This window comes from Aquimarina callyspongiae (assembly GCF_034322225.1).
Lineage (GTDB): Bacteria > Bacteroidota > Bacteroidia > Flavobacteriales > Flavobacteriaceae > Aquimarina.
The window spans coordinates 144,192-170,387 of the sequence record NZ_JAXLPA010000005.1 but is presented as its reverse complement, the minus strand read 5'-3'; the positions used below and the strand labels follow the sequence as shown (position 1 = coordinate 170,387).

The window sequence follows — 26,196 nt, the reverse complement described above, 5'->3', positions numbered from 1 at the left end:
GGTTAGATTCTTTAATGAGCTACCGTAAAAAGGAAAATTCCCATAAAAGTAGAAGAAAAAATAATGTATTTCACTTTGCATATTTCAAAGTGACACAGATTCTTTTTGCTCAAAACTAAAGGGGATATAATAAGGTAGCAACTAGATAAAAGCTTAAAAGATAAACCATTAAAAACCCCATTTATGAAAAAACAAATACTTTTTTTCGTTTGCCTATTAGTTATAGGGATAGGCTATGGACAGCAGTCTAAGCTTATAAAAGTCCCTTTTACCAAAATAGAGCAAACACTTCAAAAATCAAGTTTTGAAACTGTGTTGTCTTCTAATCTAAAAATAACTTCTGGTACAGAATTTAGACCTGTTAAAAGTGCTAATGATAAATTGAAACAAACCCATACCACCTATCAACAATACTATAATGGGATCAAGGTAGAGATGGGAATGGTCAAACTACATCAAAAAAATGGAGTAAATAGTTCGTATAACGGAGCTTATTTTGATGTTTCAGGAGTGAATACCACATCCCAAATCTCAGAGCAACGAGTGATTTCAATAGCTCAAAATTACTTTAATAACAAGACTGTTTTTTGGTTGAATGAAGAAGGGATTTCAAAGAATACCAGTCCCGAAGCAAATTTAGTAGTTCTACCAAACCGTAGAACTAATGAAATTCATTTGGCATACGCTATTGGAGTTGGGGTATCCCAGCCAACCTTAAAAATGGGAATCCTTTATGTAGATGCACAAACCGGAAAGGTTCTAAAATTTAAGAACCTTGTGTTTTCTTGTTTTGATACTACTGAAAATAATATTGTAAAGAAAGCTGGTGCCGCCACAAGAATGGCGGCTCCCTTAGCAACTGGAACTGCTGCTACGGTATATTCGAGTTCTCAGTCATTAGGAACAGATCTGGATAGTGGAAACTATATTTTATATGATGAAACCCGTGCCAATACAGGTTCAGGACATCTGGCTGGTGGATCTGCTAAGTTTGGTATTGCTACAGTTGATTTTAACCATACTACTAGCTTAAATGACTATAACAACAGTTCGATAGTAACCGAATTTGAAGATACCGATAATACCTGGACCGCTGCTGAGATGAATACCGATGAAGATCAGTATGCCCTGGATGCGCATTGGGGTGCACAGGTAGTATATGATTATTTTAAAAATGAACAAGGTAGAAATAGCTATGATGGTAGTAACTCTGCTATTGTTTCTTATGTACACTATGACACTAATTATACCAATGCGGCTTGGGTATCTTTTACTAATAATCGTGGCTTTATGATTTATGGTGATGGTGGAGGTTCTTTTACGCCCTTAACAACACTGGATGTAGCTGCTCATGAGATAGCGCATGGGATTACCAATAATACAGCACAACTGGATTATGAATTGGAATCAGGTGCTTTAAATGAAGGGTTTTCAGATATCTGGGCAATGGTAATTGATGACTATGCAAATAACAATCTGGGAACCACAAAAAATATAGGAGAAATTAATGATGAAAACGGAGGAGGAACGCTGCGTTCTATGTCCTCACCAAACACGTATGGGCAACCAGACACGTATGGAGGAACGTATTGGTATGATGTAAACAACTGTACCCCTGATGGTACTAATAATGACTATTGTGGAGTGCATACCAATAGCGGTGTCATTAATTACTGGTTTTGGTTAGTGGTTAAAGGAGGTTTTGGGACTAATGATATAGGAAACCTTTTTAATGTGAATACAATAGGAGTGGATGATGCAGCAGCTATTACCTATAGAATGCAAAATACCTATTTAACACCAATCTCAGATTATGCAGATGCTCGAACGGCCGGAATACAAGCTGCCATCGATCTTTTCGGGAGTTGTTCTCAACAGGAAGAGTCAGTAACCAATGCGTTTTATGCTGTTGGTATAGGGAGTGCTTATCAAGCACCAATAACACCATCTTTTACAACACAACCTTCCAATGAAAGTGTGGCAGCAAATGGTACTGTTCAATTTACTGTAGAAGCGTCTGATTATTCAACGATTGAATGGTACAGCAATGATGGAGGAGGATGGAATAGTAGGTTCGATAACTTGACAGTTTCAGGAGAAACTACCACAACACTTACCATAAGTAATGTGCCATTAAGTGCAAATGGTCTTCAAGTAAGAGCATATATTCTAAATGATTGTGGAGATGACTTACTTTCAAACGCAGGAACACTTAGTGTTATAGAATATACGAGCATCTCAGATACTAATTTCGAAGCAGCTCTAGAAGCCTTAGGTTATGATGATATTTCGGGAGATGGACAGGTGCCAATCGATAATATCAACACCTTAACAAGTTTAGATGTAAGCAGTTCTAATATTTCCAGTTTATCTGGTATTGAAACTTTTGCAGCTTTAGAAACCTTAGTCGTAAATGATAATTCTATTTCGAGTTTAGACTTAAGTAGTAATACAAACTTAACCATACTCAACGCCAGGAACAACGGATTAACGTCTCTGGACGTTAGCGGATGTTTGGACATGGATGTTATGTTATTGGAAAATAATAACCTAACAAGTTTAGACCTAAGCAATAATACACTGTTAACAAGAATTTGGGCACAAAATAATGATTTTAACACCTTAGATGTGACCAACAATCCACTATTACGTGCTATTGGGATTAGTGGTAGTAATTTAACAAGTTTAGATATAACAAACAATACAGCACTTCAACAACTGTATGCTGCAGGAAATGCAATTACTGAAATAGATGCAAGCAATTGTCCAAGTTTACACATTATCAGTTTAAATAGCAACAACCTGAAAAGCCTAAATGTACAGAATGGGAACAATTCGAACGTAACAAATTTTAATACAACAAGTAACCCAAACTTAACTTGTATTACGGTAGATAATGTTAATTACAGTACTACGAACTGGACAAATATTGATGCTCAAACTATTTTTACCGATACGAGCTGTTACATCCAAATTCCTGACACCAATTTTGAAGCTGCCCTAGAAGCGTTGGGTTATGATGATATTTCAGGTGACGGGCAAGTGCCAATGGGACTTATCGCTAGTGTTACCTCTTTAGATGTTTCTGGCAAGTCTATTTCAGATGTAACGGGAATTACAGATTTTAAAGCTTTAGTTCATCTTACGATTTCAGACAATAACCTTTCTACTTTAGATCTAAGTAGTATTACCACATTACAATCTGTTGAGGCTATAAATAATCAGCTTTCCAGTATCAATGTAACAGGATTAAATCGTTTAGATACCCTTTTGTTAGATACTAACGATTTAACAAATTTAGATCTTACATCATTAATTTACTTGCAATATTTCTCAGCAAATGATAATGATTTAGAGGGTGTAGATTTTAGAACTGGTTTCAATTCAAATATTGTTGATATAGATCTTAGGAATAATAACAATCTAACTTGTGTATCTGTAGATGATCCATTGAATGTTAAGAATACTTGGCTTGTTGATAATCAAACTAGCTTTACTGCGACAGATTATTGTGAGTATACATCTATACCAGATGCTAATTTTGAAGCGGTACTATTTAACAAGGGATTTGATGATATTGAAAATGATTTACGGGTACCTACCGCTTTGATTGCTGCCGCAACCATATTGAATATTCCTTCAGATAATATTTCAGATATAACAGGTATTCAGGATTTTACTTCTCTAAAAACACTTAATGCTTCAAATAATGCATTTACTTCTATCGATTTAAGTGCATTAACAGCTCTTGAAAATTTAACATTAGTACTTAGTCAACTTACCAGTTTAGATCTTTCAAACAATATCTCGCTTAAAAATTTGGATGTTTCAGAGTCATTAGGCCTTGATACTTTGGATTTGAGCAATAATCCTTTAATGGTAATATTAGATGCTAGCGAGTGTGATTTATCTGGAATTTCTTTAGAAAGCCTAATACTTTTAGAGAATCTTAATCTAAGTAGTAATAAGCTTACCAATTTAGATCTTTCAACCTTAACGGCTCTGGAAATAGTAAACTTAAAGAGTAATGAATTAGTCGATTTAAACCTAAAAAATGGTAATAGTGCTAACATTACTTTTTTCGATGTCACTTTTAACGACGACTTAAATTGTATGACAGTAGATGATCCTATAACTTTTGAAACTACATGGGATGCAACTATTGATGCTTGGACAACAGTGAGTACGTATTGTAATTATACATCTATTCCAGATGCAAACTTTGAAGCTGCCTTGGAAGCTTTGGGTTATGATGATATTTCTGGAGATAACCAGGTGCCTAAAGCATTAATAAGGGAAGTGACTTCTTTAGATGTACGATCTGAGTCGATAACGAATTTAAGCGGTATAGAGGATTTTACAGCACTTACCGAACTTATTTTACTTAATAATGATTTGACTACTATAGATATAAGTAACAATGTATTGCTTACTCATTTAGAAACAGGATATAATAGCCTAAGTAGCCTGGATGTAAGTGCCAATACGGCTTTAGAATATCTCGATTTTACCAATAATAATTTGTCTGCACTTAACCTTCAAAACAATGCGGCACTTATATATCTGGAAGGGAGTAATAATAGTCTTTTGACCATAGATCTTTCTCAAAGCCTATTATTGGAAGCGATCTATGTAGAAGAAAACCTGTTGAATAGTATCGTTATTGGGGATAACATCAACCTGTCAGAATTATCAATTGCTGATAACCAGGTAACCGAATTAGACCTTTCTGCCAATACAGCCCTGGCAGATGTAGATTTGAGTTCCAATAGTTTAACTTCATTAAATGTTCAAAATGGAAATAATACCAATTGGTCTCTACTCTCCCTTACAGGGAATAACGGGTTGACTTGTGTGCTAGTAGATGATGTAGCCTATAGCGAAGCAACCTGGACGGAGATCGATATACAAACTCGTTTTAGTGATACGGCGTATTGCGACTATACCGCTATACCAGATATTAATTTTGAAACTGCATTGGAAAATTTAGGCTATGATGATATTTCGGGAGATGGTAGGGTGCCAACTGAATTGATTGAAGTGGTAACAACCCTAGATGTAGTTAATAAAGACATATCAGATTTAACAGGAATTGAAGACTTTGTGGCCTTACAAACACTATCATTTCCTTTAAATAACGTAAGCTCAGTAGATATAAGCCAGAATATCAACTTGGAGTCTTTAATTTGCCGTGATAATAATCTTACCTCTTTAGATGTTTCTTCAAACACAAAACTTATTGAATTAAATGCTGTTGGAAATGCTCTGGGAAGTATTGATCTGAGTACAAATACAAACCTGGAGTATTTAGCGCTAGGCTCTTGTGGTTTGACTAGTATAGACCTCTCTAATAATATAGCATTGTTATTGTTAGATCTTTATAACAATCAGTTAACGACCTTAAACCTATCTGATAATGGAGTTTTAGAAGAGTTGTATGCTGATAACAACGCCTTAACTTTTTTCAATATACAAAACGGAAATAACAATAATCTTTCTGATTTCAATGTAACCAATAATCCAAACCTGGAATGTATTCTTGTGGATGATGTTACTTACAGTACTACCAATTGGATCAATATTGATGCAACTACAAGTTTTAGCAGTACCTATTGTAACTACACGGCAATTTCTGACTCTAATTTTGAGGCAGTTCTTGAGGCTTTAGGTTATGATGATATTTCTGGAGATGGACAAGTACCAACAGCTTTAATTGAAGTGGTAGCAACCCTTTCCATTAATAACCAAAATATTGCTGACTTAACAGGAATTGAAGACTTTGCTGCACTTGTAATACTGGAAGCAAGTAACAACTCAATTGTTACGGTAGATTTTAGTGCTAACAGCAATCTGGAAGAAATAGATTTAAAAGAAAATCCACTTACAAGCATTAATGTATCATCCAATGCAAATCTGCAAGTTTTAGATTTAAACAATGCATTATTTGATACAATTGATGTGAGTAATAATGCTGCATTGCGTAATCTTTATATAACAAACAATATAAACTTAACTTCTATAGACTTAAGTACGAATACTGCTATAGAAAACCTTTCACTATATGGAAATTCTCTAAGTAGCATCACTCTTGGTAATTTAACAAGTCTTAGAGATTTTTATATTGAAAATAATTCACTAGTGACCTTAGAACTAACAAATCTAACTGCACTTGAAAACTTGAATGTTGTCAATAATAATTTGTCTTCCTTGAATATACAAAATGGAGCAAATACCAATATTAGTACGTTTGAAGCATACAATAATCCAAATTTAACATGCATACAAGTTGATGATGTTGATTATGCAAATTCAACTTGGGGTTTGGATATTGATGCCCAAACCAGCTTTAGTGATACGGCATGTACTTCAGGTTTTTCACTAGCGCTAAAAGTTTATTTACAAGGCGCAGCCTTAAACCCAAATACCGGAGAAGAAACTTTAATGCGTGATGATTTACGTATTGCCGGGTCTATTCCTACAACGAGCCCATATGCAGATGGTGCTATGACCTATTCATCCATTTTCAATGCTACCGGAAATGATGCTATTGTGGATTGGATATGGGTTGAACTCAGAGATAAAAATGATGCTACGGTGGTTATAGAAGGACAATCTGCTTTACTGCAAAGAGATGGAGACATTGTTACAATAGATGGAGTATCTAATCTGGAGTTTGATGTCTCGCTAGATAGTTATTATATGATGATAAGTCACCGTAATCATCTGGGAATCCTTTCTTCTAATACGATTGCACTATCATCCATAGTCACTAATCTTGATTTTTCAAGTGACACATCACTTATCGAAGGAGGAACCAATGCAATAGCCGATCTGGGAGGTGGAATATATGCTATACTGTCTGGAGACTACGATGAGAATGGTCAGATTCAGAATTCTGATATCAATAGTGTTATTAACATACTTGGAAATTCTGGATATAACAATGCAGATATGAATATGAATGGACAAGTGCAAAACACAGATATCAATAACGTAATCAATCCTAATCTTGGAAAAGGACAACAATTTTAAAACCTATAAAAAATGAATTTGAAATATAAAAAAATAGATACCCCAATGAAAAGAATAGCAATGTTAGCACTAATCATATTAGTCAATAGCAACATCCTGGCGCAAGATATTACATTGAGTTTTGATAATGCTCAGATTACCAATGATGGATCAGATGATTATTATGATGTAGATATAATGATCTCTAGTACCACTGATTTTAAATTAGGATCAGGTCAGTTATACCTAACCTATAATACAGCTGCTTTTGGGGATAACATTTCTGCCAATAGTAACCTCACGTATTCTCAACCTACAGGTTCAATCCTTGCAGAAACTTATGTTTTTCCAGCATATAAGGATTTTATCCAAAATGACAATACAACTTCGAGAGTGTCATTAGCTTTTCAACAAGGATTAAGTGCGGGTTCTATTACAGCAAACAATGTAACATCAACCCCAAAAGTGTTATTACACATTCGTGTTAAGTTTGTCGATGTTAACGAAGACCCTATGATTGCTTTTGAGACAGGTACGGTATATCTGGATCAGTTTTATACAGCTTGTGGTCCGACAGCTAGTGGCGGTTTTCCTGATTGTAGTTCTGAACCTGGCGTACAATTATTAAATGATACTTTTGATTCGTCAAATGCTGCAGATACAACTGCTCCTGTAATTACACTTTCAGGAGCTAACCCACAAGAAATAGAATTGGGATTAGGGTATTCAGAATTAGGTGCTACTACCGATGATGGATCTAATATTACTATTGATGCATCAGAGTTTATAGGAGCCATAGGTACGTATACGATTTATTACGATGCTACAGATATTGTTGGTAATGTTGCATCACAAGTAACCAGAATAGTAAATGTGGTGGATACTACTCCACCATTAGCCGAATGCGAAAACTATACAGTAACCTTAGATAGCAACGGAAATGCCAGTATAACTGCAGGTGATATCGATGATGGGTCTTCTGATTTGAGTGGTATTGCTTCATTGTCTATAGATGTAAGCACCTTTGGTTGCGGAGACGTTGGAATGGATCAACAAGTTACTTTAACGGTTACTGATAATAACGGAAACATTGCTTCTTGTATGGCAGATGTAACTGTATTAGATACTACAGTACCTCAAGTGAAGACCAAAGATATTACAGTGCAATTAGATAATACAGGTAATGCTTCAATCATTGCAGATGATATCGATGATGGTTCAAACGATGCTTGTAGTGTAGATACCATATCAATCGATATTACACAATTTGATTGCACGGATATAGGGCCTAATATTGTTACACTTACTGCAACCGATATACATGGAAATTCTGATTCTGATACCGCAGTGGTAACCGTTGTAGATAATATCGATCCCGAATTCATTACAAATACATTACCGGTAGATAAGGATGTTACTTTTAATAATGCTACTGATGATGCCTATGTTGTAGAAGATTTTACGACCGGAGTGGGGTTTTCTGATAACTGTGATCCAAATAATAGAGCTGTTAGTATTAGTCAGAATCCAGTTGTGGGAACAGAACTTGCACAAGGAAATCATACCATTACACTCACAATTACAGATGACAATGGTAATGATGCAGAATATATGTTTACAGTAACAGTAAGTCCAATACTAGCTATAGAAGACAACACCATTGAAGGGTTGTCAATCTATCCAAATCCTACAAACGGTAAAGTGTTTATCACTCTGGACGTAAACGAGGTAAAAGTCTATGACATTACTGGTCAGCAAGTATTACAAACTAACGATAAAGAGTTTGATATGTCTCAGCTGGAATCTGGAGTATACTTTGCTCACATCTTTACAAATCAAGGTAATGATGCGTTACGAATTATAAAACAATAATTAAAACCCTTCCGGGATGGGACTTCCTGATCTTTGGTTCTCTTCAAGAGGCCTCACCTGGTTATATCCTTATACATCTGCTTATAGATGGTGATAAAGGTTGAATCATAATCCCCTTTTGCTATGAAAAAGAAAAATATCTTTTTAGAATTTAGGTCTCACTATTTAAGATCACATTTGATAAATGCCAATAAGCTTTTGATAATGGTCGCTTTCTTTTTAGGTTCTTTACAGGCTAGTGCACAATACACTGCAGTTCCAGATGCTAATTTTGAAGCTGCATTGACAGCATATGATGATATTGCAAATGATGGGCAGGTGCCTTTTGCCAATATTTCATTGGTAACCATACTAGATGTTTCTAATCAGAACATTAGCGATTTAACAGGGATTGAAGATTTTCAAGCACTACAATCCCTCAATTGTAGCGATAATAGTTTGACCAGTTTGGATCTTTCGTCTAATACAGATCTAACTTTTGTGAATGCCAAAGGAAATAGCTTGACATTTTTTGATGGTACTAACCTCAGTAACCTTTTAGAACTTGTACTCTTTGAAAATAACTTAACTACACTTGACTTAAGTGATATGCTAGCACTTGAAGAGATTGATATTTATAGTAATCAAATAACTTCACTTGATTTTACTCAAAATACAGTGATCAAAAAGTTATTTATAGATACTAATAATTTAAGGAGCATTGATTTAAGAAATGGTAATAATACGAATATCACTGATATTGACCTGAGTAATAATCCAAACTTAACCTGTGTTTTGGTGGATGATGTTGATTATTCAAATGTTAATTGGAATACTTCAAACGTCAATACTTTTTTCTCAGCACAATATTGTGAATATACGGCAATTCCAGATGCAGCATTTGAAGCCTATGTTGAAACATTGATCACAGATGATATTTCGGGTGATGGACAAGTACCGACAGAATTGATTGAAGTTGTGACTTCGATTCAATTTTCAACCATAAATATTGCTGACTTAACCGGTATTGAAGATTTTACAGGACTTGAAGATTTAAATATTTCGGGAGGCACATTTACGACAATAGACTTAACAAATAATACACTACTTGAAAACCTATTGGTAACCAATACGAATATTACCAATTTGAATTTATCTGCCAATAATCAACTACAAACTGTGGGGATTTCGGGTAACGTAAACCTGGAAACGATAAACCTTAATAATGGAGCTAATCCGAGTATAAGCTCGATTAGCGTTTCTGGTAATACTTCATTAACCTGTATTATTGTTGATGATATAGATGACGCCACTAATAATTGGACAAATGTACAATCAGTTACCTATTCGAATATTAATTGCGGTTATGTAAGTATCCCTGATGCTAGTTTTGAAGCAGCCTTAGAGTCATTGGGATATGATGATATTTCTGGTGATGGATTGGTGCCTTTGTCGCTCATTGAAAATGTAACGACATTAAATGTGAGCTCTCAAAATATCGCTGATTTAACAGGAATACAACATTTTACAGCACTTACCGAACTGTTTGCATCTTCTAACGACTTGACTACAATGGATTTGTCTGCTAATGTAAATCTTATAGAAATAAATAGTAGTAGAAATGATTTGGCTACTATAGATGTTTCCATGCTTCCCAATTTAGAAATATTGGATGTGAGTTCAAATAATTTAACCAGTTTGGATATAACTATCAATACATCACTTACGCAACTTTTAAGTGATAGTAATAACTTGACAAGCTTAGATATTTCAGGCTTGGTGAATCTTGAAAGTTTATTTTGTCATAGTAATTCGAATCTTTCAAGTATAGTAGTCACAGGAGTTACGAACTTAGAAAATTTATGGGCTTACAATTGTAGTCTAAGCAGTATTGATGTTAGTAGTATGCCGAATTTAGCACAATTGCGAATTAGTAATAATAATTTAAATGAAATAGATTTATCTAATAATGCTTCTTTAGAAACTGTTCTTGTAGAAAATAACAACCTGACTAGTTTTGATCTTCGAAATGGAAATAATCAAAATATCACCTCGTTGGATGCAGAAGGGAATTCCAATTTAACCTGTGTTTCAGTAGATGATATCGTGTATGCTATAGAAGAATACAATGTCGATTCACAAGTTGTTTTTACTACCGATTGTGATATCTATACTTATATTGCAGATACTAATTTTGAAACCGCATTAGGTTTCTTTGGGTATGATGATATCCCAAATGATCATCAAGTGCCTACAAATATTGTGGCAACACTTCAATCATTAGATGTTTCTAATTCTAATATTAATGATCTTAATGGTATTGAAGATTTTATATCACTTGTTACCTTGGATGTAAGTAATAACAACCTTTTATCTATAGATCTAAGTAATAATACGTTACTAACTACCTTACATATTCAAAATAATGAATTAGGAGTTTTAAACCTTTCTACACTCCCGAATTTAACCAGTATAGATGTTAGTAGTAATCAACTATTCTCACTAAATATTCGAAACAATAATAACAATAATTTTACTGGTTTTAATGCTATGAATAATGCTGATTTAACCTGTATTCTAGTAGATGATGTAAATTATTCAATTACCAATTTCACCAATATTGATGCACAAATGTCGTTTAGCGATGCTGACTGTACAGTGTATACAGCTATTCCAGATGGTAATTTTGAAGGAGTTTTATTTGACTTAGGTTACGATGATATTGATGGTGACGGACAGGTACCTAAAGATTTAATATATGAAATTACATCGTTAGAAATTTATAATAGAAATATTTCAGACCTAACAGGAATAGAAGACTTTGCTTTATTAGAAAAATTAGATTGTTATAACAATTCGATAACTACTATAGATTTATCTCAAAATAACAATCTTAGGAATCTCAATATTAGCAATAATGAACTTACTGTGCTAGATGTAAGTGCAAATTTGGGATTAGAAGAAGTTGCTTGCTATGGAAATGATTTAAATTCTATAAACATAACTGGGCTTATCAACCTTATTCGTCTTGAGAGTTATTCAAACCAATTTACTAGTCTAGATGTGAGCTCAAATATTGCATTAGAGTACCTGGACTTTGGTAATAATGATTTTACGACCATAAATGTATCCAATAATACTAACCTTATTGAGTTACGTGGTTATAACAATTCCGCTTTAACCACCGTAGATCTTAGTAATAATATTCTATTAGAAAATATAAACTTAAACCGTTGTCAATTTTACGATATTGATCTAAGTGTGAATACTAATTTAAAGGAATTAGATATATCTGGTAATGCACTTAATAATATCGATCTTTCTGCAAATACGTTGATAGAAGAATTAGATGTAGAAGATAACAAATTAAGTACTATTGATCTTTCTGCGAACACAGCATTGGTTGATGTAGATATGGGCGAAAATGTATTTAATAGTTTACATTTTCCTAATAATAACAACCTTACAAATATTAATGTTAAACAGAACCCTTTTCTAACAACGGTTACCTTTGGATCATTGCCTAGTATAGAAGAGATCATAGCAGATGATTGTATTATTTCCAGTATTGATGTATCTCACTTGAGTAACTTACAAAAATTAGATATTCGTGATAATCAATTGATGTATTTAGACTTGTCAAATAATACAGCATTAACATCGATCATTGTCAATAGAAATCAGCTTACCTATCTTAACGTACAAAACGGAAACAATTCGAATGTTACTACCTTGTTGGCAACAGGAAACGATGATTTAACGTGTATCGTAGTAGATGATATAGACCATAGTACTAACAATTGGACGAGTATTGATATTGGAGTTACCTTTAGTACAACTACTTGTGGATATGTCCAGGTTCCGGATTTAGTCTTTGAAAATGAATTAGAAAGTCAAGGCTATGACGATATTGCAGATGATGGTCAAATACCTGTGGCATTAATTGAGAACGTTACTTACCTTAATGTTGCTAACAAAAACATTTCTGATGCTACAGGACTGGAAGGTTTCAAAGCTTTGGATGATTTATACATTCATAATAACAATTTAACCAGTTTAGATATTGTTAGAAATAATGCGTTAAAATATCTTTTTTGTAACAGCAATAATTTAGAGTCTTTAGACATTACCACAAACACATTATTAGAAGTTGTAAATGTTAGTAACAATGGTTTAACAAGTATTGATTTGAGCAACAACACCTTATTAAATGCATTTTACATTTCGAACAATCCAATGGGGAGGATAGATGTTTCTAAAAATACATTGCTCAACGAATTTCATGCAAGCGGTACCGATTTAGTTTTTGTAGACCTTACGGCCAATACAGCACTTCAAGAGGTCGAACTTGAAAATACACCAATGGTATTTTTAAATCTTAAAAACGGAAACAATACCAATATTTCTGACGTTGTACTATCCAACAATCCTAATTTAAGCTGTGTGGCTGTAGATGACGTAAGCTATGCCATGGCGAACTGGCCGGATGTAGATGATTTTAGTGCTTTCACCACTACGGAATGTATGGTTACAGCCTACACCGCTATTCCAGATGTGTATTTTGAAGAACGCCTGTATAATTTAGGATATGACGATATTCTGGGAGACGCACAAGTCCCTACAGTTTTTATACAGAGTATAACTTCATTAGATCTAAGTCAATCCTCAATTACCGATATCACAGGAATAGAAGATTTTACATCTTTAGAAGTTTTACGAATTAATAGTACAGGAATTGATGATTTAGATCTTAGCGGAAATACTACTATCAAAGAATTGTATGCACATCATGCGATTAATGGAACTTTGGATTTGAGCAACATGACAGCCTTAGAATATTTAGCATGTTACGAAACTGGATTAAATAACCTTATACTTACAGGCGCCACAGCGTTAAAGGAATTACAAGTATATCGTACAGGTTTTACAGATTTAGATATAAGTACCAATACCGCATTAGAAAAATTGGTGTGTTATGAAGGAGCATTAGTGAACCTTAATACTACCGGAGCTACTTCATTAAAGGAAGTATACGTTTATAATGGTCCTGTGAAGGATTTGGATTTTAGCACTAATATTGCGCTAGAAAGAGTAGATGCTTATCAATCAAGTTTAGAAAGTATCAATACCGATGGAGCAACAGCATTAAAAGAACTATATATTCAAAGAACTAGTATAACAGATGTAGATGTTACCTCAAACGCAGGCCTGACTACATTACATTGTTATGACAATTCTATAACTACTTTGGATGTATCAACACTTTCCTTACTTGAAGATTTAAATGCAAGTGGAAATTCTATCGCTACTTTGGATCTGTCAGCAAACCCTAATTTATCAGACATAAATGTAGGATTCAATTCACTGGTTTCTCTGGATATTAGAAATGGGAACAATATCAATATAACCAGCTTTAATGCTATATTGAATAATGATTTAGCTTGTATTAAGGTTGACGGTATTACCTATGCAGAACAGAATTTTACCAATATTGATACTGGGGTTTTGTTTACCACAGAATCTTGCGGGTATACCTTGATACCTGATGTTAATTTTGAAGCTGCATTAGCATTTGCAGATGACGTGCCAGGAGATGGACAAGTACCCACAGCAAAACTTGAAGTTCTGAATATCGTGAACATTGATGGAGAAGCTATTTCCGATTTAACGGGGATTGAAGATTTTACAAGTTTAGAAGAACTTCGATGCGGATCTAATAACTTAACCAGTTTAGATCTATCTAATAATACCAATCTAACCTCATTAAATGCGACAGATAATGACCTAACAACTATAGATATTAGCAAGAATACGAAACTAGAATCTCTAACTATTAATAGAAACAACTTGACCTCGGTTGATGTAAGCAATAATATTTTGTTAGAGAATTTGGTTATAGGTGGTAATACTAATATTTCTGCATTAGATGTGTCTCAAAATACATTGTTAAGTTTTCTGGATGCTTCAAATTGTTCATTGACCAGTATAGATCTATCGAATAATCCTGCACTTTTAGAAATCTATATTGACGAAAATGACCTAACCGGTATTGATTTGTCAAATAACCCATTATTAGAAGACCTTTATATTTCCTTTAATCCTATTACATCTTTAAATCTAAGTAATCTTTCTAATCTTGATGAATTTTATGCAGAAGGTTGTGATTTAGAAGAGCTCAACATCAAAAATGGAGGTAATAGCAACATTTCATATTTTGACACCACTAATAATCCTAATTTAACCTGTGTATTGGTTGATAATGTTTCTGATGTAAATGGTAATTGGTATTATGATTTACAAACAACATTTAATGAAGTAAGTTGTGATACTACAAACCCGACTGCTATTTGTCAAAACATTACGATACAATTGGATAGTACCGGTAATGTATCGATGACTCCGCAAGATATAGACAATGGTTCTACCGATAACGGTACTATTGTATCCTGGGAGATCGATATTGATACGTTTGACTGTACAAAAATAGGAGCTAATACAGTAACTCTAACCGTTACGGATGCTGGTGGTAATAGTGATAGTTGTACGGCAACGGTGATAGTAGAAGATACTATAGATCCAGTTTTTGAAACAGCCACCTTACCTAATGATGTTGACGTAACCTTTAATAATGGCGCAGATGATGCATATATCTTAGAAAATGTTACTTTGGGAGTTGTGTTTAGTGATAATTGTGATTCAAACACAAAATCTGTTACTATTAGTCAAAATCCAATTGCGGGAACTGAGTTAGCACAAGGGGATCATTTGATTACTATTACTGCTACAGATAATCAGGGTAACGAGGCTATTCATACATTTACTATTACCGTAAGCCCAATACTGACAATTGAAGACAATATGATCCAGGGGTTATCTGTGTACCCTAATCCAACACAAAATGGACTGAATGTTAATATAGAAGTAACTCAAGTAACCCTATATAATATTAAAGGACAAAAAGTGATGGAAACCAAAGATAATAAGATGGATATATCTCATTTTGAATCTGGAGTGTATTTTATGCATATCACTACTCAACAAGGTAGTACGGTAAAACGTATTATTAAATATTAATTGATGATGATCAAAGAATTTATCATAAAACATAGGCTGTCAATAACCTTAATACTGTTTTATGCAGCTATGTTTTATGCCATAGTACGATTATCTTTTGCTTGATTTGATAATCTACAAAATTGCTAATAGTACCTATATAAGGAATTAAGGGGCTTTGTATAAGGAAATAAGATTAGCAATATCATTAACTGCCTGGAACTTGTTTTAGGCAGTTTTTTATTAGTATGGATTAGTTTTAAGGAGAGCTTTGCACATTTCAAAGTGCGCCCAAGCGCAAGACTTTCTTAAGAAAACTGTTTGGGAAATAACCAATATCTCCACAGAATTTCAGGGATAATCCTATATTTTTACTCTTTAAAATAAATAGCTTTATATTAATTCAATAAGCAGAATGAGTTTAGGTAGATTTTTTTTGTGTATCACAATTTTGGGAGCCCACTTTTCTTTTGCTCAGCAAAAGGATTCTACATTGGTTGTGCTTGAAAATAAAGTAGAAAAAGCACCGACAGATTCTTTAAAAGTAGAAGCGTTATTACAACTAGGAGTGTATCAATTGAGAAAAGATTTTAATGTAGTAGAAACTTATATGAAAGAAGTTACTGCAATTCTTGATACACCTAATGTTTTCTATGATGTAAGACGTCAAAAAGCCGAAGTTTTTCAGCAACTAGGAATTTTAAACCGTAAAAGAGCCAGGTATACTAAAGCTTTACAATATTATTTGGATGCGCAGAAAATCTTTTTAGAATTAAATGATACGTTAAACCTCTCTTCTAATTATCATAATGTCGCTGTGGTATTTAGATTCCAAAAAGAATATAGAAAATCTGTTGAGACGTTTAAGAAAGCAATCAGGATTAATGAAAAAAATGGTATTCCTAAAAAAATTGGAGATAATTACATTGGTATTGGTATTTCGTATAAATCAATGAATCAAATCGATTCTGCTTATTATTATTACGATAAGGCTAATGAAAAATTTAAATTGGCAGGACATGAGAATGGTATAAATACAGTAAAGCTTGGTAAAGCTGTGCTTCTTAAAAGCCAAAAGAAATATGCTGAAGCATTGCCCTTGTTATTAGAATATTTGGACTACACCAAAAAAAAGGGAATGAAAGCAACAACAGGAAGTACACATTTCAATTTGGCAGGTATTTATAATGGTTTACAGCAATTTTCTAAAGCGTTGTTTCATATAGATCAATGTATTATCATAGCTAAAAAAGAGCTTATGGGGCAACGACTAGCGGCTGCTTACAAAAGAAAAAGCCGTATCTATTATATGATGAAACAATACGAACCCGCATTAACCTATTATAGAAAATACTCAAAAGCTAACGATAGTGTTTTTAGCGTAGCAAAAGCAAAAGAAATCAGGGAGATTGAACTGAGACATGAATTTAGTCAACAAAAATTAAAAGATAGTATCCAGTTTACAGAAGAAAGGAAAGTCATCTTGGCACAAGCAGAAACGCAGTCGGTTAAGAAAAAGTTATATCTGGTTTTATTCGTAATTACCCTGATTTTATCATTGATCATTGGATATTACGGAATTAGATATTTTAAAATACGTTGGAAAAAAGCAAGATTGGCAAAAGAAGAGTTAGATCAGTTATTAACCTTGTCCACTCAAAAAAATGAAGAACGAATGAGACAAGTACAATCTGAAATTGAGGTATTAGAAAAGGAAATAACACATAAGAGAGAAGAGGTAACCAAATTAATGGCAGAGTCTCTTCAGCATATACAATCCAAAGAAAGATTGGTGGATGATTTAAAAAAAATAGCATCAAATGAAGAAGAGATTTCTATCCAAAGTATTATTGCTGATCTCAAATCAGAGGTGCTAGAAGATTCAAGGTTAACCAGAATTAAAAATGATCTGGAAGAAATTAATTACGATTTTTTTAAAAGATTGAGTGCCAAGCACCCCAACCTTACAAAAACAGACCTGGAGATATGTTCGTATTTGAAACTATCCCTGGGAAGAAGAGAAATTGCGCGTTTACGTTTTACCTCGCTAGAAGCGGTTAAAAAATCAAGGAGTCGTTTACGAAAAAGAATGAATCTTCAAGAAGAAGAGAACTTGGTAGATTATATTAAATCTATTTAGTAGAGGTTTTATACATTTTTTATAATGTAATCAAAAATACAGGAACCTCATTTTTCATTAGAACTTAATTAGTAAGTTTGTATAGCATGAAAAAAGTTATAACCCCATTTTTATTATTATTTTCATTGTTTCTATGTTCTCAAGAACAGGATACTACCCTTACGAGACTCGAAAAAGAAGTCAAAGATGCCTTTATTGATACGATTAAAGTAAAAACTCTATTGACTCTGGGAGAATATCAATTAAAACGAGATTTTGATAAAGCAGAAGGGCATTTTGTAAAAGGTTTGGATTTAATTAAAGATAAGAAAGAAAGTTATTATGAACCTTATCGAATTGCTTTGTTTGTACAATTAGGAGTAGTCAATCGTAGAAAAGCAAACTATCCAGATGCTATAGCGTTTTATATTAAAGCATTACGATTTTATGAGAAGCAAAATGATAGTTCAAAAATAGCCGATGTATACCATAATATGGCGTTGGTTTACCGTTATCAGAAAGAACATAGAAAGGCGATAAAGAACTACAAAAAGGCGATTACTTTAAAAGAAAAAGTAAAAGATACCCATGGATTAGGAGCTGCTTATAACATGTTAGGGGTATCTTATCGACAGAATAAACAATTAGATTCAGCTTTGATTTGCTATCAAAAAGCTGAGGGATTTTTTACAGCGATTAATAGTAAAGAAGATTTGCACGGAGTATATGGTAATCTGGCGGTATTATATGGCGTACAAAAAAGATATAATCAATCTATTCCCTTAAAAAAAGCAAATCTAAAATATTACAAAAAAATTGGCAAGCGGCTTTCTATCTGTGTAGAATATTATAACCTTTCTGACGATTATAAAAAAATGAAAGATTGGCAAAACTCTTTGAAATACGCAGATTCTTCATTGCAAGTGGCACTCAAAGAAGGTTTTAAAGAGCGAATATCTGTAGCCTATCGCCGAAAAAGTTTTGTGAATTCTAAAATGGGAGATTTTGAAAACGCTTATCAAAACTATCGTAAGTTTAATAGAGCTTCTGATGAAATCTTTAACCTGGAGAATACTAAAAAAATACAGGCATTAGAATTAAATTATCAATTTCAAAAAGAAAAACAAGCCGATAGTTTAAAATTTGTACTCGAAAAAAAGGAAGTAGAATTAAGAGCCATGGCCGAAGCTTCTCGAAAAAAACTATACATGATTCTATTGCTCATAACTTTATTGGGAGCAGGAACTGTTGGGTGGTTGTTAATACGAAATTATCAGCAACGGATAAAGATGACTCAAATGGAGTATGAAAATGAGAGAAAATTCTTGAAACAGAATATTCAATCAAAAGAGAAAGATATCAAACGGTTAATTGCAGATAATACAATGCGATTGACTTTTAAAGAAGAATTATTAGATAAAATAAAGAGTGAAGTAATAGAGACAACACCTGAAAACATTTCAAAATCTTTACAGTCGCTTACCGCACAATTAAAAAGACAAATTACAACAGAACGTAAGTTATCGGGTTTACAAGAAAAAATTGATCAGGTTAATAAAAGTTTTGATCAGAGATTACAAAAACTTTACCCTGAGTTAACAAAAGGAGAACGAGAGGTATGTTCTCTTTTACAATTAAATCTTTCAATTAAAGAGATTATGACGATTCGCAATGTATCTGTTGATTCTGTAAAATCAATGCGCCGTCGAATTAGAAAAAAGATGCAGGTTCCAGAAGGAATAGAATTAGAACAATTTATTCAAGATCATGCATAAAGTGGATTAATATGTAGTTTTATTTGGTAATACTTTAAAAATGCCACTTTTTAACACCATAATTTTCTTTTCTAGCCTGTAAACAATTAATATTATTGCATATTCCTAATACAATAATAACTTGTCTTATGATGTTACTGCATCTCTTACTGATCAAAATTACCTGGTTCAATAGTTTTTTACTGGGAGTAACATTTGTTTTAATCTTTATAATATTTTTTCTGATTCGTAGACATCGCGCTCAAGATGATTTGATAAGACAGATGAAGTATGATAAGTTTTTATTAGAACAAAAAGTAAAGATTAAAGAAGAAGAAATTAAAAATGTCAAGGTGAAGATTCACCTACAATCTGTTTTAAAAGAAGAGTTATTACGTAGTTTACAAAGTACCGTTGAAAAAGATGATATTTTTGTAATCAAAAGATCTCTCAATTCTTTGATATCACAATTTAGATGTCAGATCTATAAAAATGTAGGTTAGTTAATTATTGTAAATTACAGCGTTCTATTATGTAACTTGAACTTTACAAAGTTTACTTTTTTCGTTTATTAGCGATTTTAAAGATAACCGTATCACTTATAATTAGAGGCATGACACCTTTTGACACCGCTAAAAACATCTTTAAAAGGAAATAGTCTTTTAATATTGCAAGGGAATTTACAAACCCCTTACCTATGAAAGTAAGATTACTTACCCTAATATTTATTTCGTTTTTTCTTTTTACAACCCTGCAAGCACAGGTTACCATTTCTCAATGTGCCATTCCAGGCAGTGTTGAGTCAGAGGCTGGTTGTCTTGTAAGCCTTCCTGATTTCAGAAATCAGGTAATAGCAGAAGATCCTGTAAACATAGATCCGATAATAATAACTCAAGACCCAGCTCCTGGTACTATGATTGGATTAGGGGATATAACGATTACGTTTACTGCATCGAATCCTTTTGGTTCTGATAATTGTCAGGCAGTTTTTACAGTTATAGATAACCCAGGAAGTTGTTTTACATATATTCCTGATGACAATTTTGAGCAAGCACTCATTGACCTTGGATATGACACAGGAGCATTGGATGATTTTGTTCCTACACCTAATATTAATACGGTAACATCGTTGGATTTAAGTAATGAGGGAATTGCTAACCTGACAGGAATAACTGCGTTTGAAGCTTTGACTTCCTTGGATATTTCTAATAACGCAAGTATTACTGAGGTAGATATTACACAAAATATCCAATTGATTACGTTGGATATTAGTAGTACCGGAATTTCTTCTATAAATTTATCTCAGAATACGCTATTAGAAGATTTTACTGCTAATAATACCATTTTAACATCACTAGATACTAGACAAAACCTGAATCTACAAACACTCACTGTTAACTCTAGTATTTCGTTGACTCATCTAAATTTGGTACAGAATAGACAACTTACTGCTATAAGTTTAAATGGAGGTAATCTACAGTATATTAAAATGGATAATTCTAATAACGACCAAATTACTTCCTTAGATATTCGAAACCAGAGTAGTCTCCAATGTGTTCAGGTTGATAGCGGAGTTCCTCTAGGTGGTTATTCTGGATGGCAAGAGGATTTAGCAGTTTATTCTCAGAATTGCGGAACTTTTATACCAGATGATGCCTTCGAACAAGCATTAATAGATCTGGGTATTGATACCAATGGATTAAATAATTTTGTGAACACAGCTGCTATTCAAGCAGCGGCATTAACATCGCTTAACTTAAGAAATCTTGGGATTACTGATATAACAGGTATTGAGGTTTTTAATACACTGCAAGAGTTATATTTAAGACAAAATGATATTAAAAAAATTGATGTCCACAATTTAATCTTTTTAGAGGTATTAGAAATAGATAGAGGTAATGACCTTACTGAGATAGATTTGAGTAATAATACGGGCATACGGATACTTCGACTAGGAAGTAATAATTTAACCTCCCTAGATATAAGCGGACTTTTACAACTTAGAGAACTGGATATTTCATTCAATGAATTAACACAGTTAGATGTTAGTGGTTTTTTGCAATTGACGTCATTAACAGTTTATGGAAACCAGTTTACTTCATTTGATATTTCGCAAAACCCACTGATTACCTATTTCGTAATTTCTGAAAACGGGAATTTAAATCAATTGAATATCGCCAACGGTAATAATGCCAATTTTACCACTATGATTGCTAATAATAATAGTTCTTTAGCTTGTGTTATAGTTGATGAACCTAACGCCAGCTATCATAACAATTGGTTTGTTGATAGTACAACAATACTTGATAATGATTGCGATTTATCCAGAATTACAACAATTCCTGACAATGCTTTTGAGCAAGCGTTGATAGATTTAGGGTTTGATAATGTTTTGGATAATGAGGTTTTAACAACGGTTATAGAAGATTTAACGGCATTAGATTTGAGTGATAAAGGAATTGTTGATCCTACAGGTATAGAGGATTTTACAGGGTTGATTAGCCTTAACATGGGAAGGAATTCTATACTATCTCTTGATTTGAGTAATTTGACAGAACTAGCTTCTTTAAATGTTCAAAGAAATAATGATATGACTACATTAAATCTGAATAATTTATTGAAACTCGAAGAGCTAATTTCAGATTTTAATGATATTTCGGATTTAATACTGGTATCACCAGAACTAAGAATTTTACAACTTTTTGGGAATGAGTTAACAACATTGGATGTTACTATATTTCCGGAATTACAATATTTGTATTGTGGAAGAAATCAATTGACAGCATTGGATGTAAGTCAAAATGCAAAATTAGAATTGCTTAGTTGTGGTTTAAATTTAATAGAATCATTGGATTTTTCAAGCAATCCGTTGTTAAATAACCTTACTGCTGATAGAAATCGGCTATCCACTTTAAATTTAAGAAATGGGAATAACAATAATATAGGTTCTTTGAATGTTCAAAATAATACTAGTTTACATTGTATTAGCGTAGATGATTCTGTCGCTGCCAATGCAGGCTCAGGAATCTATGCAAGTTGGAACATAGATGCAAATGCGATTTATAATGATGATTGTAGTTTGCTCACCTATGTTCCTGATGATAATTTTGAACAAGCACTTGTTGATCTGGGATATGATTCCGGAGCATTAGATAATTTTGTTCCCACAGCGAATATTGAAACGCTTACAACACTAGATGTCTCGAACAGTAACATTACTGATATAACAGGTATAGAAGCTTTTGTGGCACTGGAAACGTTATTGATTCATGATAATAATATTACAACTATAGATGTAAGTAACCTGGTAAACCTCATTACCTTCAGAGTTACTCGTAATCAATTGACATCATTAAACCTAAGTAATCAACCGGCTTTAGAAATATTAGTTGCAGATAGTAATGATATCGAAACCATACAAATTAACCCTACGGCAGTCAAATACCTGCAACTGGCCGGAAACGAATTAACTACTATTGATTTAAGTAGTTTTATATTACTGGAGCAACTTTATATTGGACAAAATGATTTAACAAGTCTGGATGTGAGTAATAATACATCCCTATTTAGAGTAGAATTTCCAGCTAATAAAATTAGATGGATTGATGTTTCTGCATTATCGGCATTGAGATTTTTAAACGGTACTAATAATGATCTGGCATTTGCCAATGTTAAAAACGGAAACAATCCTGCAATCGAAGATCTTCAGTTACAAAACAATGCCAATTTAAGATGTATACAGGTAGATAATGCAACAGATGCGAATGCAGGAGGAGGGAATTATGCTAACTGGATGATAGATGCAGCTACTTCAGCTTATGCGGATCAATGCCTAACATCTGTACCTGATGATAATTTTGAACAAGCATTGATTGATGCGGGATATGATTCCGGGAGTCTGGACAATGTTGTGCTTACAGAAAATATTGTTGGTGTAGAAAGATTTTTGGCAGGATCTGGAGGAGCTTTATTTAATAAAGGAATTATAGATTTTACAGGCATAGAAGACTTTGCTTCATTGATACAATTGTGGAGTGAAGGAAACCCCTTAGAAAGTATAGATTTAAGTAAAAATATTAACTTGGAAATTCTAACATTTATTAATTCAGAATTAAGTGGTTTAGATCTTACTTCAAATATAAAATTGAAAAATGTAGCTGTTGGAAATAGTCCATTAGCAAATATAAATGTTACTAGTAATACAATGCTAACGCATATAGTCATTTGGAACACTATATTATCAGGTATAGATCTAAGCGCAAATACAGCAATGACTAATTTATCTATTGCTGATAGCCCTTTAGGTGCAATAGATCTTAGTACAAATATCGCATTAGAGAGATTATCGTTTGATAATACACAATTAACAAGTTTGGATATAAGTAATAATACATTACTAATAGACTTAAATCTGGATACTAACCCTATTGCAAGTATAGATCTAACTACAAATACGGCACTAACTTCTCTATCTGTTGAGAATAATCAATTTACAAACTTAGATCTAAGCGCCAATATTTTGTTAACAGAACTAGAGTGTAACAATAGTCAATTGACTATTTTAGATCTAAGTGCCAATACAGAGTTGATAGAACTATATTGTAACAACAATGCTCTAACAAATCTGGATGTGAGTGCAAACCTTTCAATAGAAGAACTAGAGGTAAATAATAATCAATTAACATTGTTAAATCTTAAAAATGGTACTAATCTAAGTACCCTTTCATACGTATCGACCATAGGTAATACAAACCTTACCTGTATTGAGGTGGATGATGAGACTGCTGCAAATGCTGGTACCGGTAATTATGGAAGCTGGAATAAGGATGCTACTACCTCGTATGCAGAGGCGTGTACTGATTGTGCTATTGATGGTGATGTACGAATAGCTTCACAAGTAGAATTGGATGCTTTTCTGGCACAACTGGGAGCTTGCAAAACAGTGAATGGTGATTTGACCATCAGACAAGCAAATGATGTTACAGACCTTTCAGGATTAGCAGGAGTTGAAGTCATTAACGGAAGACTGGTAATAGGTGATAATGATTTGTTACCAAATTTGAATGGTTTTCAAAACCTAAAAACCATTACGGATGGCTTTGCTATATTTCGTAACGATATGCTTACAGATATCACAGCACTCTCTGGAATAACAGATCCAGTTGCAAATCTCTCTATTTCTGATAATATGGCACTAACTGATGTCAGTGTAGTGCTAGGGTTAACGGTAACAGAGTTGTTAACTATTCGGGATCAATCTCTTTCACATGCTTTGATATTTCCTAATGTTACTACGCTTACAGGAACTAATAGTTTTAACCTTACAGGCCCTGGATCACTTAACTTTACAGATGTTGTAACGTCTTCTATTAGTCTTCCCAATCTAAGCACTATCGAGAACTTTTTTACATTGAGAGATGTCGATGCGGGTACTGTGTCTTTCCCTATATTAACAAGTACAGGAAGGAATTTCAGAATACTAAACGTTAACAGTACAACTTTCAGTTTTGGTGTACTGCAAAGCGTAGGTGGTTTTTCGATTGATGAAACACAGCTTGCTGACCTCACACCTTTTGGTACGATTACTTCTATAGGAACCAGCATTAGTATGAGAAGTAACCCAAACCTAACAAGTCTGGTGGCTCTTAGTAATGTTGCTACAACTACTGATGTGTTTCTAACTGTTACAGACAATACTTCCTTGGCCAGCTTAGATGGCCTGGATTTTATGTCAGGTGCAACTGGGCTTCTCATTATTGAAAGAAATCCAGTATTAGCAAATATCAATGCATTGCAATCGGTAACATCTACCAGGTATTTCCGAATTATAGACAATACGATGCTCAATAATGTTGATGGATTACAAAGCCTTACCGAAACTACCGAAACAGATACAAGTCCCTTTTTGCAGCCAACAATATCCGGTAATGCAATGACGACACTAAATCTTACGAGCTTAAGAACGGTTGCGAATCGACTCAATATTGTAGAAACTGGAGTGACCGATTATTGCGGATTGTTTGATTATGTAAATTCTGGAAATGGGCTTACGACTTTGAATGTGACAGGAAGTAATTTTACATTGACAGATGTTCAGGGGTGTGCTACATTATCTGTACATGATGAAGCAATCAATTTAATCAAACCATATCCTAACCCGATGGCAGATCAATTGTTGATCGAAGGAATAGACAATGGAACAGAAGCAATCTTAGAAATTTATACAATCAATGGAGTTTTGATTCGTAGCATAAAAAATTATACTAAAGAAGTAGTAGATGTTTCTGGGATGTCCTCAGGAATATACTTCTTAAAAGTAATTATGGGTGATACAAATCAGACGTTTAAGATGCATAAATTATAATGATACCTGTTGCAAATCGGATGTTACGAAGTTAAGGGGTCGTA

Annotated in this window: 7 protein-coding genes; all 7 read left to right on the top strand. The window is 33.5% G+C overall.

Features of this window, described 5'->3' with window-relative positions; all coding sequences use genetic code 11:
- Window positions 1-183 precede the first annotated feature (183 nt).
- Window positions 184-7,032, top strand: a complete 6,849-nt coding sequence (locus U0D62_RS20520; protein WP_322289222.1) for a M4 family metallopeptidase — start codon at window positions 184-186, stop codon at window positions 7,030-7,032.
- 12 nt (window positions 7,033-7,044) lie between these two features.
- On the top strand, window positions 7,045-8,883 hold the full coding sequence (locus U0D62_RS20515) for a T9SS type A sorting domain-containing protein (protein WP_322289221.1): 1,839 nt from the start codon (window positions 7,045-7,047) through the stop codon (window positions 8,881-8,883).
- 123 nt (window positions 8,884-9,006) lie between these two features.
- Window positions 9,007-15,936: a T9SS type A sorting domain-containing protein gene (locus U0D62_RS20510; RefSeq protein ID WP_322289220.1), complete on the top strand. Its 6,930-nt coding sequence runs from the start codon at window positions 9,007-9,009 to the stop codon at window positions 15,934-15,936.
- Window positions 15,937-16,330: 394 nt separating this feature from the next.
- Window positions 16,331-18,055 carry a tetratricopeptide repeat protein gene (locus U0D62_RS20505; RefSeq protein ID WP_322289219.1) on the top strand — a complete coding sequence of 575 codons (1,725 nt, stop codon included), beginning with the start codon at window positions 16,331-16,333 and terminating at the stop codon, window positions 18,053-18,055.
- A gap of 86 nt (window positions 18,056-18,141) precedes the next feature.
- Window positions 18,142-19,809, top strand: a complete 1,668-nt coding sequence (locus U0D62_RS20500) for a tetratricopeptide repeat protein (RefSeq protein ID WP_322289218.1) — start codon at window positions 18,142-18,144, stop codon at window positions 19,807-19,809.
- A 128-nt stretch (window positions 19,810-19,937) separates the two neighbouring features.
- Window positions 19,938-20,291 (top strand): hypothetical protein, encoded by a 354-nt coding sequence (locus U0D62_RS20495; protein ID WP_322289217.1) that lies wholly within the window; start codon window positions 19,938-19,940, stop codon window positions 20,289-20,291.
- Window positions 20,292-20,485: 194 nt separating this feature from the next.
- Window positions 20,486-26,152, top strand: coding sequence for a T9SS type A sorting domain-containing protein (locus tag U0D62_RS20490; RefSeq protein WP_322289216.1), 5,667 nt, complete (start codon window positions 20,486-20,488; stop codon window positions 26,150-26,152).
- The last annotated feature ends 44 nt before the right edge of the window (window positions 26,153-26,196 follow it).

Coding starts and splice junctions, on each gene's coding strand:
- U0D62_RS20520 (WP_322289222.1), top strand. CDS start 184: ATGAAAAAACAAATACTTTTTTTCGTTTGCCTATTAGTTATAGGGATA.
- U0D62_RS20515 (WP_322289221.1), top strand. CDS start 7,045: ATGAATTTGAAATATAAAAAAATAGATACCCCAATGAAAAGAATAGCA.
- U0D62_RS20510 (WP_322289220.1), top strand. CDS start 9,007: ATGAAAAAGAAAAATATCTTTTTAGAATTTAGGTCTCACTATTTAAGA.
- U0D62_RS20505 (WP_322289219.1), top strand. CDS start 16,331: ATGAGTTTAGGTAGATTTTTTTTGTGTATCACAATTTTGGGAGCCCAC.
- U0D62_RS20500 (WP_322289218.1), top strand. CDS start 18,142: ATGAAAAAAGTTATAACCCCATTTTTATTATTATTTTCATTGTTTCTA.
- U0D62_RS20495 (WP_322289217.1), top strand. CDS start 19,938: ATGATGTTACTGCATCTCTTACTGATCAAAATTACCTGGTTCAATAGT.
- U0D62_RS20490 (WP_322289216.1), top strand. CDS start 20,486: ATGAAAGTAAGATTACTTACCCTAATATTTATTTCGTTTTTTCTTTTT.